This is a genomic window from Saccharomonospora iraqiensis subsp. paurometabolica YIM 90007, from assembly GCF_000231035.2.
Classification (GTDB): domain Bacteria; phylum Actinomycetota; class Actinomycetes; order Mycobacteriales; family Pseudonocardiaceae; genus Saccharomonospora; species Saccharomonospora paurometabolica.
Genome location: NZ_KI912261.1, coordinates 52,070 through 64,660 on the forward strand (window position 1 = coordinate 52,070; position 12,591 = coordinate 64,660).

Annotated in this window: 11 protein-coding genes and 1 pseudogene; 5 read left to right on the plus strand and 7 right to left on the minus strand. The window is 69.8% G+C overall.

From position 1 onward, the window contains the following. From SACPADRAFT_RS0222875 to SACPADRAFT_RS0222900, 6 genes are all read right to left on the minus strand, one after another. A partial coding sequence (locus SACPADRAFT_RS0222875; RefSeq protein ID WP_028662694.1) for a thymidine phosphorylase occupies positions 1 to 1,008 on the minus strand: 1,008 nt, incomplete at its 3' end. Further along, positions 1,005 to 1,436: a cytidine deaminase gene (locus SACPADRAFT_RS0222880; RefSeq protein WP_084258584.1), complete on the minus strand. Its 432-nt coding sequence runs from the start codon at positions 1,434 to 1,436 to the stop codon at positions 1,005 to 1,007. The genes SACPADRAFT_RS0222875 and SACPADRAFT_RS0222880, both read right to left, overlap by 4 nt. A 69-nt stretch (positions 1,437 to 1,505) precedes the next feature. Then, on the minus strand, positions 1,506 to 2,780 hold the full coding sequence (locus SACPADRAFT_RS0222885; protein WP_007024360.1) for an ABC transporter permease: 1,275 nt from the start codon (positions 2,778 to 2,780) through the stop codon (positions 1,506 to 1,508). After that, on the minus strand, positions 2,777 to 3,871 hold the full coding sequence (locus tag SACPADRAFT_RS0222890) for an ABC transporter permease (RefSeq protein ID WP_007024361.1): 1,095 nt from the start codon (positions 3,869 to 3,871) through the stop codon (positions 2,777 to 2,779). Before SACPADRAFT_RS0222890 ends, SACPADRAFT_RS0222885 begins: the two co-directional genes overlap by 4 nt. Continuing rightward, positions 3,868 to 5,433: an ABC transporter ATP-binding protein gene (locus SACPADRAFT_RS0222895; protein WP_007024362.1), complete on the minus strand. Its 1,566-nt coding sequence runs from the start codon at positions 5,431 to 5,433 to the stop codon at positions 3,868 to 3,870. Before SACPADRAFT_RS0222895 ends, SACPADRAFT_RS0222890 begins: the two co-directional genes overlap by 4 nt. 141 nt (positions 5,434 to 5,574) lie before the next feature. Continuing rightward, the gene (locus tag SACPADRAFT_RS0222900) at positions 5,575 to 6,681 is read right to left on the minus strand and encodes a BMP family lipoprotein (RefSeq protein WP_028662696.1); all 1,107 of its coding nucleotides are present in this window, start codon (positions 6,679 to 6,681) and stop codon (positions 5,575 to 5,577) included. Positions 6,682 to 7,208: 527 nt separating this feature from the next. Here SACPADRAFT_RS0222900 and sdhC point away from each other — a divergent pair. From sdhC to SACPADRAFT_RS34565, 5 genes and pseudogenes are all read left to right on the plus strand, one after another. Beyond that, positions 7,209 to 7,652: a succinate dehydrogenase, cytochrome b556 subunit gene (gene sdhC, locus SACPADRAFT_RS0222905; protein WP_007024364.1), complete on the plus strand. Its 444-nt coding sequence runs from the start codon at positions 7,209 to 7,211 to the stop codon at positions 7,650 to 7,652. Further along, positions 7,652 to 8,071: a succinate dehydrogenase hydrophobic membrane anchor subunit gene (locus SACPADRAFT_RS0222910; protein ID WP_007024365.1), complete on the plus strand. Its 420-nt coding sequence runs from the start codon at positions 7,652 to 7,654 to the stop codon at positions 8,069 to 8,071. The genes sdhC and SACPADRAFT_RS0222910 overlap by 1 nt, the downstream gene beginning before the upstream one ends. A gap of 24 nt (positions 8,072 to 8,095) precedes the next feature. Continuing rightward, positions 8,096 to 9,892: a succinate dehydrogenase flavoprotein subunit gene (sdhA, locus tag SACPADRAFT_RS0222915; RefSeq protein WP_007024366.1), complete on the plus strand. Its 1,797-nt coding sequence runs from the start codon at positions 8,096 to 8,098 to the stop codon at positions 9,890 to 9,892. 1 nt (position 9,893) lies between these two features. Continuing rightward, positions 9,894 to 10,673: a succinate dehydrogenase iron-sulfur subunit gene (locus SACPADRAFT_RS0222920; RefSeq protein ID WP_007024367.1), complete on the plus strand. Its 780-nt coding sequence runs from the start codon at positions 9,894 to 9,896 to the stop codon at positions 10,671 to 10,673. A 564-nt stretch (positions 10,674 to 11,237) separates the two neighbouring features. Next, positions 11,238 to 12,104 (plus strand): annotated as a pseudogene (locus tag SACPADRAFT_RS34565) (ParA family protein); the annotation flags it as partial. A 27-nt stretch (positions 12,105 to 12,131) separates the two neighbouring features. Here the strand turns inward: SACPADRAFT_RS34565 and SACPADRAFT_RS29395 are convergent. Continuing rightward, on the minus strand, positions 12,132 to 12,591 hold a 460-nt coding region (locus SACPADRAFT_RS29395; protein ID WP_157577312.1), incomplete at its 5' end, for a transposase family protein.

Below are 12,591 nucleotides of genomic sequence, written 5' to 3' on the forward strand. Positions count from 1 at the left end.
CGCCTCCTCCGCGGTGACGACGTGCACGTGCGCGGGTTCCGGCAGCGGCGCCCCGGGGTCGCCGCCCTGGGCCCGGATCATCCGGCACCACGTCTCGTACGCCCGCCCGGAGGCCAGCACGGGTTCCGGGTCGACCTCGCCCAGCCCGGCCAGCCGGAGCATCTCCCGCGCCAGCGCCAGGGTCAGCGCGACGACGTCCGGGGGGCCGCCCCCGCGCAGGACGTCGACGGCCTCGGCCACCTCGACCGCGTTGCCCACCGCCGAGCCCAGCGGCACGTCCATCGCGGTCAGCAGCGCGCCGGTGCCCACGCCGTGGGCGGTACCGATGTCGACCAGCGTCCGGGCCAGCTCGCGCGCGTCGTCCGGGGTCTTCATGAACGCCCCCGAGCCGACCTTGACGTCGAGCACCAGGCTCCGCGCGCCCTCGGCGATCTTCTTGCTCATGATCGAGCTCGCGATCAGCGGCACCGACTCCACGGTGCCGGTGACGTCGCGCAGCGCGTAGAGCTCCCGGTCGGCCGGGGCCAGCTCGGGCGTCGCCGCGCACACCACGGCGCCCACCTCGTCGAGCTGCCGCTCGATCCCGGCCAGCGGCAGCTCGGCCCGCCAGCCCGGGATCGACTCCAGCTTGTCCAGGGTGCCGCCGGTGTGGCCGAGGCCGCGGCCGGACATCTGCGGCACCGCCGCACCGCACGCCGCCACCAGCGGCGCCAGCGCGAGCGTGATCTTGTCGCCGACCCCGCCGGTGGAGTGCTTGTCCACGGTGGGCCGGTCGGTGCGCAGCCGCAGCCGCTCCCCCGAGCCGAGCATCGCCCCGGTGAACCGGGCCGTCTCGACGGGGTCCATGCCCCGCAGCAGGATCGCCATGGCGAGCGCGGACATCTGTTCCGGGGCCACCACACCACGGGTGTAGGCGTCGATCACCCAGTCGATCTGGGCATCACTCAGCCGGTGTCCGTCCCGTTTGGTGCGGATGACGTCGACGGCGGCGAACGGTTCGGCGCTCACGACGGCAGGTCCCCCGCGCCGAACGCGTCCGGCAGCACGGTGCTCATCGGCAGCACACCCCGGGGCGTGTCCACCAGGCAGGAGCCACCGCCCATCTCGACGAGCAGCTGCCGGCACCGGCCGCACGGCATGAGCAGTGCCCCGGCGCCGGAGCGGCAGGCCACCGCGACGAACCGGCCCCCGCCGGTGAGCCGGAGCTGGCCGACCATCGTCACCTCGGCACACAGTCCCAGGCCGTACGAGGCGTTCTCCACGTTGCAGCCGGTGACCACCCGCCCGTCGTCGGTCAGCGCGGCGGAGCCGACGGCGAGACCGGAGTACGGGGCGTAGGCCCCCGCCGCGGCGGACACCGCCGCGGCACGCAGCCGGTCCCAGTCCACGTCGGCGCCCACGTCGGTGTCCACGTCGGCGCCCGCGCCGGTGCCCATGTCGACGCCCGCGTCGGTGCCCACGCCGGTGCCCGCGTCGGGTTCCGGCCCGTCGGAGGCGGTCATGACCTAATCGCCCTCCCCCCGTCGGTACCGCATCGCCAGGGCCCGCGGGCCGCGTAGCCGCTGCGCTGCCACGGCCAGGACGATGATCGTCACGAAGTGCGGCGTGTACGGGATCAGTTCCCGGGGCAGCTCGTCGTTGGTCCAGTACAGCAGATACAGCGCCACCGCACCGGCCGCCGCGAGCCCGGCCGCGACCCACCGCCTGCGGTACAGCTGCCACCCCGCGAGCACGACGAGCAGCAGCACCACGCCGTAGCACAGCGCCAGCACGGCCTCGCCGCCACCGGAGAGCTGCAGACCGTCCGAGTAGCCGAACAGGGCGGCACCGCCCAGCAGCCCCCCGGGCCGCCAGTTCCCGAAGATCATCGCCGCGAGGCCGATGTAGCCGCGCCCGTTGGTCTGGTTCTCCAAGTAGTCGGCCCCGCCGGGCAGCAGCACCAGCGACGCGCCACCCATCCCCGCGAACGCGCCGGAGATCAGCAGGGCGACGTACTTGTGCAGGTAGACGTTGACCCCGAGCGACTCGGCGGCCACCGGGTTCTCCCCGCACGACCGCAGCCGCAACCCGAACCGGGTCCGCCACAGCACCAGGTAGCTCACCGGCACAAGCAGCAGCGCGAGCATCGCCAGCGGCGAGACCTGGGTGACCAGGCCGCGCAGCAGACCGGCCACGTCCGAGATGCCCACCCGGCGGGCGGCCTCCAGCTCGCCCAGCCAATCGGCCAGCCACGTCGCCGAGTAGGTGTCGAACTTCGGCACCGGGGGCGACTGCCGGGGGTTGCCGGACAGCGGCTCGAACACCAGGTTCGCCAGGTACTTCGCCACCCCGAGGCCGAGCAGGTTGATCGCCACACCGGAGACGATGTGGTTCACCCCGAAGGTCACCGTCGCGACCGCGTGCAGCAGTCCGCCGAGCGCGCCGAACACCATCGCCGCCAGCAGTCCGGCCCACACACCGCCGTAGTAGGCACCCCAGGCGGCGCCCCAGGTGCCGAGGATCATCATGCCCTCGAGGCCGATGTTGATGATCCCGGACCGTTCGGCCCACAGTCCGCCGAGCGCCGCGCACAGGATCGGCAGCGCCAGCCGCAGCGCGTTCTGCGCGGTGTTGCCCGAGGTCAGCGCGTCGATGCCGGTGAGGTACGAGGTGGTGGCCAGCATCGCCACCGCGACGACGCCCCACAACGCACCCCGGGCCCAGCCGGGCACCGTCCGTTTCGGCCGGGAAGGCGGCTCCGTCACCGCACCCGGCGCTCCGGTGTCGACCGTGGTGCTCACACCGCACCTCCCTCGTGGACGCTCGCGGGCCCGCCCTCGCGGAGGGTGCGCCCCACCCGGCGCTGTTCCGCGGCCAGCTCGGCGCGGCGGACGATCTCGTAGGCCACCACGACCGCGAGCACGATCGTGCCCTGCATGATCGTGGCGATTTCCCGGGGTACGCCGATGCTCTCCAGCGACACCGCCGATTTGTCCAAGAACGCCCACAGCAGCGCGCCGAGTGCGATCCCGCCGGGGTGGTTACGGCCGAGCAGCGCGACCGCGATCCCGGTGAAGCCGTACCCCTGGGTGGCGGTCATGGCGTAGGTGTAGTCGCGGCCGAGCAGCTCCGGCATCGCGATCAGCCCGGCGACGGCACCGGACAGCAGCATCGCGGTCACGGTCATCCGCTTGGCGTCCACGCCGCCCGCGGCCGCCGCGCTCGGCGACTCGCCGCTGGCGCGCAGCTCGAAGCCGAACCGCGTGCGGTTGAGCAGGTACCAGTAGCCGAAGCCGAGTGCCGCGGCGCCGAACACCGCGCCGAAGACGGTCCCCGCCTCGCCGAACGGGATGCCGGGGATCCGACCGGTGGGGGCGATCTCCGGGGTGCTGACGTTGTTGCCCTGCAACTGCCCGAAGTTGTCCGGGTTGATCAGCCAGGCGACGAGGCCGAACACGATCGAGTTCAGCATGATCGTCGTGATGACCTCGTGCACCCCGCGGGTGACCTTGAGGAGGGCCGGCAGCAGCGCGTACAGCGCGCCGGAGAGCACGGCGACCACCAGGATCGCCAGCACGTGCAGCACCGGAGGCAGTTCCATCGCCGCCCCGACGATCGCGGCCACCACGGCCGCGAACCGGTACTGACCCTCCACGCCGATGTTGAACAGGTTCATCTGGAACCCGACGGCCACGGCCAGGCCGGCGAGGTAGTACACGGTCGCCAGGTTGACGGTGTCCACCGACGTCGTGCCCTCGCCCAGCTGGGCGGCCATGGTGCCGAAGGCGTGCAGCGGGTCGGCCCCGGAGACGACCAGCGCCACCGACGACAGCACGACCGCGAACGCGATCGCCAGCACCGGCGGCAGCAGTGCGGTGCGCCAGGCACTCATGCGATCTCCTCCCCCACCGCGTCCGCGGCCTCGGGGTCCGCACCCGCACCGGTCATCGCCGAGCCCAGCTCGGTGGGGGTGACGGTGGCCGGGTCGGCGGTACCGACCAGCCGTCCGCGCAGCATCACCCGGATCGTGTCGGACAGGCCGATGAGTTCGTCCAGATCGGCCGAGACCAGCAGCACCGCCAGTCCCGCGCGGCGCGCGGCGCGGATGCGGTCCCAGATCAGGGCCTGCGCGCCGACGTCCACCCCACGGGTGGGATGGGCCGCGACCAGCAGCGCCGGGTCGCCGGACAGCTCCCGGCCGACGACGAGCTTCTGTTGGTTGCCCCCGGACAGCGCGCCCGCGGCGACCTCGACACCGGGGGCGCGCACGTCGTAGTCGTCGAGGATGCGGCGGGTGTCGGCGCGGGCGGCGGTGGGGTCGAGGATCTGTCCACGGGAGACCGGCGGCCGGGTCTGGTGCCCGAGGATGCGGTTCACCCACAACGGGCGGGTCGCCAGGATCCCGTGCCGGGTGCGGTCCTCGGGGATGTAGCCGATGCCGGCCTCGCGCCGGGCGAGGGTGCCGGACCGGGTGAGGTCGTGGACGCGACCGTCGGCGTCGCGCAGTTCCACGGTCCCCGCCGACGCCGGTCGCATCCCCATGACCGTCTCGACCAGCTCGGTCTGCCCGTTGCCCTCGACGCCGGCGATGCCCAGCACCTCACCCGCGTGCACGGTCAGGGACACGTCGTCCAGCGCGGCCCGCCCGGAGCCGTCCCCGGTCAGGCGCAGCCCGGTGACCCGCAGCACCGGCCGGTCGGTGACCGTGGACGCCCCGGTCGTCGGGCTCGGCAGTTCGGAGCCGACCATCAGCTCGGCCAGTTCCGTCGTGCTCACCGTGGCGGCGTCGACGGTGCCGACGGTGGTGCCCCGGCGCAGCACGGTCACCCGGTCCGCGATCCGGCGCACCTCGTCGAGCTTGTGCGAGATGAACAGGAAGGTGTAGCCCCGCTCCCGCATCCGCCGGACGGTGTCGAACAGCGCGTCGACCTCCTGCGGCACCAGCACCGCCGTGGGCTCGTCCAGGATCACGATGCCCGCGCCCCGGTAGAGCACCTTGACGATCTCGACACGCTGCCGGTCGGCGACCCCGAGGTGTTCGACCAGCGTGTCCGGATCGACGCGCAGGCCGGCGCCCGCGGCGAGTTCGACGACGCGGGCACGGGCCGTCCGGCCGATCCCGTGCCGGGACTCGGCCCCGAGCAGGACGTTCTCGGCCACGGTGAGGTTGTCGGCGAGCATGAAGTGCTGGTGCACCATGCCGATGCCCGCCCGGATCGCGTCCTGCGGCCCGCGCAGGCGCACCACCTCGCCGTCGATCGTGACGGTGCCCTCGTCCGGCTGCTGCATGCCGTAGAGGATCTTCATCAGGGTGGACTTGCCCGCGCCGTTCTCGCCGCAGAGCGCGTGCACCTCACCCCGGCGCACGCTCAGATGCACGTCGGAGTTGGCGACCACGCCGGGGAACCGTTTGGTGATCCCGTCGAGTTCGACCGCTTCTCGGGTCTCGGTCATCGTCTCTCGCAAGCTCTCCACGGGGGCGTCGCGCCACGGTCGGTCGACGCGACGACCTGCTCACCCGGCCGGGCCCGGCACGGCGGGAGGGTCACCCCATGTCGTGCGGGCCCGGCCGGACTGCCTCCGGTGCGCCGGGGCTCACCCCTGCGGGGTGGCCGACACCTCGATCTCGCCGTCGACGATCTGCTGCTTGTAGCCCTCCAGCTGCGGCACGATGTCGTCGACCATGCCGCCGGAGGTGGAGTAGCCGACCCCGTCGACGGACAGGTCGAACCGCTCGGGCAGCGAGTCCAGGTCGTCCCCGGCGACCGCGGCGATGTAGTCGAACACGGCGACGTCGACCCGCTTGAGCATGGACGTCATGATCACGTCACGTACGTCGGCGACGGTGTCCTGCTCGTACTGATCGGAGTCCACGCCGATGGCCTTCGCACCGGCCGCCTGCGCGGCCTCGAACATGCCGCCGCCGGAGGCACCCGCCGCGTGGTACAGCACGTCGGCACCCTTGTCGATCTGCGAGCTCGCCACGACGTTGGCCTTGCCCGGGTCGTTGAAGCCGGAGATGTCCCCGGCCGGGGTGAGGTAGTCGGTCTCCACAGTGATCTTGTCGGAGACCGCCTCCGCGCCCTGCACGAAGCCCGCCTCGAACTTGTTGATCAGCGGGGTGTCCACACCGCCGATGAACCCGACGTGGCAGTTCTCGCTCTTGTACGCGGCGGCGACCCCGACCAGGAACGAGCCCTGCTCCTCGGCGAACACCAGCGGGGTCACGTTCGCCGCCTCGACCGAGTTGTCGTCGACGATGGCGAAGTCCGTGTCCGGGTAGTCCGGGGCCACCTCCTCCAGCGCGGGCGCATAGGCGTAGCCGACCGCGATGATCGGGTCGTTGCCCTGATCCGCGAGCTGCCGCAGCCGCTGCGCCTTGGCGGACTCGTCCTCGGTGGCCACCGCCGTGCTCTCGGCCACCTCGGGCACGCCCAGTTCCTCCTTCGCGCGGTCGGTCCCCGCCGCGGCGGCGTCGTTGAACGACGCGTCGCCCCGACCACCGACGTCGTAGGCCAGCCCCACGCTGAGGTCGGAGGCGTCGACGTCCGTGGGGACCTCGCTCTGCCTGCCGGTGGAGTCGGCACGCGGGGGCGCCTGCGCGGTCACGCACTCGCCGCCCGAAGAACCGTCGTCGGCCGCACCGGCCCCGGTGTCCCCGGAGTCCTTGGCGCACCCGGCCAGGACCAACGCGCCGGCCATGGCGATGGCCACCGGCGCTGCACCACGCTGACGAAGCACGGTGTGTCTCCCTTCCCGCCGCTGTCGAGCGGACACCACTGAAGAAGCGCCCGACGCACCCGCCGAGCGATTCGGGAACCGTACCGTCGAGTCACCTCGGGGAACATCCGGCATCCACTTCGCGTAACAGAAATGTTCACTCGCCAGCGGGAAGCGCGACCATCCCGACACGTTCCGTGTTCACTCCTGCCGGTCAAGAGGTGGCGCACCACCGGGGGCGAGACCCGTGCCACGCGCGCGGTGAAATTCGTGTCTGGTCTGTCACAGACGCCAACCCGAGGTGGACCGCGGGGAACTCGGCGGGTCTAGCATCCAGTCGTATCCACGCTCGACGGCTTGCGACCTCGGCGAAGCCGCAGGTACGCCGGGCACAGTCCATCAGTGACGTTGGAGGCCGTACAACCGATGTCCAGCACACTCCGCGCGACGACTGTCGAGCATCGACCGCGGCTCCGCACGGGAGGAGCGCAGACGGAAGGAGTGCGGTCATGAGCGCGAGCACCGCCGGCGAGGTGGGTGCGAGTGATCGGGCAGGCGCCTCACGTCGGAGCGGTACGTTCTACCGCGGCGACCCGGGCATGTGGTCCTGGGTGCTGCACCGCATCACCGGCGTGCTCACATTCTTCTTCCTGTTCGTCCACGTGCTCGACACCGCCCTCGTCCGGGTCTCCCCGAACGCCTACGACGAGGTCATCGAGACCTACAAGACCCCGTTCGTCAACCTGCTCGAGGTCGCCCTCGTCGGCGCGGTGCTCTACCACGCGCTCAACGGCATCCGGGTGATCCTCGTGGACTTCTGGTCCAAGGGAGCCCGGTATCAGCGCGGCATGCTGTGGTCGCTGATCGGCGTCTGGGTCGTCGTGATGATCCCCGGCACCTACTTCATGCTCGAGCGCACCGTGAGCGAACTGTTCTCCGGAGGCGGCAACTGATGGCTGAGGCACTCACTCTCGACACGCCGCGCTCCCCGCGCAGGCCCGCGGCCCGGCGGAGCAACTTCGAGCTCTACAGCTGGCTGTTCATGCGCATCTCCGGCCTGGCGCTCGTGGTGCTGGTGCTGGGGCACCTGTTCATCATGAACATCCTCGACGGCGGCGTGCACCGGATCAACTTCGCGTTCGTGGCGGGCCGCTGGGCGTCGCCGTTCTGGCAGTTCTGGGACCTGTCGATGCTGTGGCTGGCGCAGCTGCACGGCGGCAACGGCCTGCGCACGATCATCGACGACTACGCGCGGCGGGACGCCACCCGCTTCTGGCTGAAGATGCTGCTCTACACGTCGATGGCGGTCATCCTCGTGCTCGGCACGCTGGTGATCTTCACGTTCGACCCGAACATCGCGGCCACCGACTGACACCCACGCGAAAGCGACGACGACATGCAGTTTCACAAGTACGACGTGGTGATCGTCGGGGCGGGCGGCGCGGGGATGCGCGCCGCGATCGAGGCCGGTCAGCGCTCCCGCACCGCGGTGCTCACCAAGCTCTACCCCACCCGCTCGCACACCGGCGCGGCGCAGGGCGGCATGTGCGCGGCCCTGGCCAACGTCGAGGAGGACAACTGGGAGTGGCACACCTTCGACACGGTCAAGGGCGGTGACTACCTCACCGACCAGGACGCGGCCGAGGTGATGGCCAAGGAGGCCATCGACGCCGTGCTCGACCTGGAGAAGATGGGCCTGCCGTTCAACCGGACCCCGGAAGGCCGGATCGACCAGCGGCGCTTCGGCGGGCACACCCGGGACCACGGCAAGGCCGCGGTGCGCCGGTCCTGCTACGCGGCCGACCGCACCGGGCACATGATCCTGCAGACGCTGTACCAGAACTGCGTCAAGCACGGCATCGAGTTCTTCAACGAGTTCTACGTCCTCGACGTGGCCATGACCGAGACCGCCGACGGTCCGGTGGCCACGGCCGCGATCGCGTACGAGCTGGCGACCGGGGAGATCCACGTCTTCCAGGCGAAGTCGATCGTGTTCGCCACCGGCGGCTTCGGCAAGGTCTTCAAGACCACGTCGAACGCGCACACCCTGACCGGCGACGGCATGGGCATCTACGCCCGCAAGGGGTTGCCGCTGGAGGACATGGAGTTCTACCAGTTCCACCCGACCGGCCTGGCGGGGCTGGGCATCCTGCTCACCGAGGGTGCCCGCGGCGAGGGCGCCATCCTGCGCAACGAGTCGGGCGAGCGGTTCATGGAACGCTACGCCCCGACCATCAAGGACCTCGCGCCGCGCGACATCGTCGCCCGCTCGATGGTGCTGGAGGTGCTGGAGGGCCGCGGCGCCGGCCCGGAGAAGGACTACGTCTTCCTCGACTGCACCCACCTCGGCGAGGAGGTGCTGGAGACCAAGCTGCCGGACATCACCGAGTTCGCCCGGACCTACCTGGGTGTCGACCCGGTGCACGAACCGGTGCCCGTCTACCCGACGGCGCACTACGCGATGGGCGGTATCCCGACCAACGTGCACGGCGAGGCGCTGCGGGACAACGACACCGTGGTCCCCGGCCTCTACGCCGCGGGCGAGGCGGCCTGCGTGTCCGTGCACGGCGCCAACCGGCTCGGCACCAACTCGCTGCTGGACATCAACGTGTTCGGCCGCCGGGCGGGCGTCGCCGCCGCCGAGTACGCCAACGGCCGGGAATTCGTCGAGATGCCGGAGAACCCGGGCGAGCTCGTCGAGGGGATGGTCAACCACCTGCGCACCGCCACCGGCGGCGAGCGGGTGGTCGACATCCGCAACGAGCTCCAGCGCACGATGGACACCAACGCGGCGGTGTACCGGACGGAGGACACCCTCAAGCAGGCGCTGCACGACGTCCAGGCGCTGAAGTCGCGTTACGGCCGCATCGCCGTGATGGACAAGGGCAAGCGCTACAACACCGACCTGTTGGAGGCCGTCGAGCTCGGGTTCCTGCTCGACCTCGCCGAGATGCTGGTGAACGCGGCACTGGCCCGCAAGGAGTCCCGCGGCGGGCACGCCCGCGAGGACTACCCGGACCGCGACGACACCAACTTCATGCGGCACTCGATGTCGTACAAGCTGGTTCCGGAGGCCGCGAACGGCCCGGACCCGGACGCCCCGCTCGGGCTGACCGGGTTCCAGGCCGACCTCAGGCTCGACTACAAGCCGGTGACCTTCACCAGGTACGAACCGATGGAGCGGAAGTACTGACATGACTGCCACGGTTTCCGAAGCCGCGCACGACACCTCCCAGATCCCCGCGCCGGAGGGTTCGGTCACCATCACGGTGAAGCTCCTCCGGTACAACCCCGAGATCGACGACGAGCCGCACTGGGAGTCCTACGACGTCCCGGCGCTGCCCACCGACCGGGTGCTCAACCTGCTGTTCAACATCAAGAACTACGTGGACGGCACCCTGGCGTTCCGCCGGTCCTGCGCGCACGGCATTTGCGGTTCGGACGCGATGCAGATCAACGGCATCAACCGGCTCGCGTGCAAGGTGCTGGTCAAGGATTTGCTGGCGAAGGAGGGCAAGCAGACCACGGTCACGGTGGCCCCGATCAAGGGACTGCCGACGATGAAGGACCTCTATGTCGACATGGAGCCGTTCTTCGAGGCCTACCGCGCGGTCCAGCCCTACCTCATCGCCTACGGCAACGAGCCGACCCGGGAGCGGATCCAGTCGCAGGCCGACCGGGACCGCTTCGACGACACCACCAAGTGCATCCTGTGCGCGGCGTGCACCTCGTCGTGCCCGGTGTACTGGGCCGACGGGTCCTACTTCGGGCCCGCGGCGATCGTGAACGCGCACCGGTTCATCTTCGACTCCCGGGACGAGGGCGCCGAGGAGCGGCTGGACATCCTCAACGACACCGAGGGCGTGTGGCGCTGCCGCACGACCTTCAACTGCACCGACGCCTGCCCGCGCGGCATCCAGGTCACCAAGGCCATCCAGGAGGTCAAGCGGGCGCTGCTGTTCAAGCGCGTCTAGTTCGTGAAGTGACGTGTGGAGGGGTCCCGTTTCTCTCCATGGAGCGGGACCCCCCGCGCACATATCGGCACGTCGTGTAGGGGGAACCGAGTTGGCCCGGTAGCCTGAGCGCCGTGGCCGCGAATCATCATGCAGATTTCGCTGAGGCAGCAAAGCGCCACCTCAGCGACGCAACCGACCTTCTCGACTCGGGACGGCTACCCAACGCGGACCACTTGGCGGGGCTCGCGGCGGAATGCGGACTCAAGCCATCGTGATTGACCTGCTCGGTGGCACGCTCGACACTCGCACGGGAAAGCCCACTCACCCGAACGCTCCGGCACGCGGTCAATCCTATGGACATCTCCCCGACGTGTGGTCCGATCTCGCCGCCACGGTCCAGGGTCGCCGAGCTGCCCACCTCACACTTCTGCTGAGTGGGGAGAACCCGTTCCAGACGTGGCACGTGAGCGAACGATACAGCGCAGGGCAACACATCGACACGGCACGTGCATCGTGGCACGTACACCATGCCCGATCAGTGCTGCAACACTACGAACAGGCGAAGATTAGCGGGGTGTTGCCATGACGATCCGCTTCGACGACGCTTGGTCCGGCGCTCGGACCGTAGCGGAGGCCGCATCCGATGACGGTTACGACGTCGTCCTCATCCGCGACATACTCGGTCGCGTCGCCCTGGTTCTTGACTCCCCCGCCAACTCCGACGCACCGGCCCCCGATTTCAGTCGTCAGCTTATCGACCGTGCCGGCCCGTTCGTATCCCCTACACCTGTACGGCACGCGCATGATTTGTTCGCTCCGGACCAGATACAAGACTCACCGGATCTGGTGATAGAACGACCCCGGACTCCCCGTCAGGGGCAGCTTGCGGTTCTTGAGAATCGTATCGTCGGCACTGATTGGACGCGCTCATCGTCTCGACGATGGGAAAACCCCAGGGTCACTCTCTATGGCTTCAAAGGCGGAGTGGGTCGGTCAACGGCTCTTTTTATGCTCGCAAAACACCTCGCAGAAGAGGGACGGTGCGTTCTCGTCGTCGACTTGGACCTCGAGTCGCCAGGAATAGGAGCGCTGGCCCAGCTGGACGAGGATCTCTGCGCACACGGTATTGTGGATCACTTGGTCGAAGACGCTGTGGGCAATTCGGACGGACTCGACCTCGTCTGTCGGAGCATGCAAATCGAACCGTTCGCCAACGGTGAGGTATGGGTGGCCCCCGCGGCGGGCCGCCCCCGCGATGGCTATGACTACCTGGCAAAATTGAATCGAATCTACACTGATCTACCTCCCTCTCAGGAGGACGGACCACGAAGTTTTGCCGACCGCATTCATTCCGCGATATCGGCGTGCGAGTCGGCTGTGGCGGAAAGAAGCAGAGCACCCGATGTCGTCCTCCTCGACAGTCGAGCCGGAATCCATGATGTCGCCGCTGTAGCATTGAGCCTTTTCCACTTGGGTTCAGCTTGCGTGGATGAGGGTCTGTATGGCGTTGATGAGCTGGGTCGCGTGGTGTGGGCATGCTCGGATCCGGCGGAGGGCTTTCCAGCTTTTGAGTTGGGCGTTGGCGCGTTCGCCGGGGCCGCGTAGTCGGGCGTGTGCGGTGTTGACGGCTTTCTGGTTCGTCGAGAGGCGGGGCCGGTGGTCGGTGTTGTTGTCGCGTGGTCGGCGGCGGTGCGGGAGGTCGACGTTGACGCCCGCGCCGCGGTAGGCGCTGTCGGCGACGACCCGGATCCCGGCGGTGGTCAGGGCCTCGATGAGGCCGTGCTCGCGGGCCGCGCCCATGTCGTGCCGGGCGCCGGGCAGGGCGGGCGAGGCCCAGATCAACCGCCCGGCCGGGTCGGCGAGGACCTGCACGTTCACGCCGTGTCTTTTGTGTTTTCCGGAGTAGTACGGGCGGTCCCGGCCCGTGGCCATTCCG

Coding starts and splice junctions, on each gene's coding strand:
- SACPADRAFT_RS0222880 (WP_084258584.1), bottom strand. CDS start 1,436: ATGGGCACCGGCGCGGGCGCCGACGTGGACACCGACGTGGGCGCCGAC.
- SACPADRAFT_RS0222890 (WP_007024361.1), bottom strand. CDS start 3,871: ATGAGTGCCTGGCGCACCGCACTGCTGCCGCCGGTGCTGGCGATCGCG.
- SACPADRAFT_RS0222895 (WP_007024362.1), bottom strand. CDS start 5,433: ATGACCGAGACCCGAGAAGCGGTCGAACTCGACGGGATCACCAAACGG.
- SACPADRAFT_RS0222900 (WP_028662696.1), bottom strand. CDS start 6,681: ATGGCCGGCGCGTTGGTCCTGGCCGGGTGCGCCAAGGACTCCGGGGAC.
- sdhC (WP_007024364.1), top strand. CDS start 7,209: ATGAGCGCGAGCACCGCCGGCGAGGTGGGTGCGAGTGATCGGGCAGGC.
- SACPADRAFT_RS0222910 (WP_007024365.1), top strand. CDS start 7,652: ATGGCTGAGGCACTCACTCTCGACACGCCGCGCTCCCCGCGCAGGCCC.
- sdhA (WP_007024366.1), top strand. CDS start 8,096: ATGCAGTTTCACAAGTACGACGTGGTGATCGTCGGGGCGGGCGGCGCG.
- SACPADRAFT_RS0222920 (WP_007024367.1), top strand. CDS start 9,894: ATGACTGCCACGGTTTCCGAAGCCGCGCACGACACCTCCCAGATCCCC.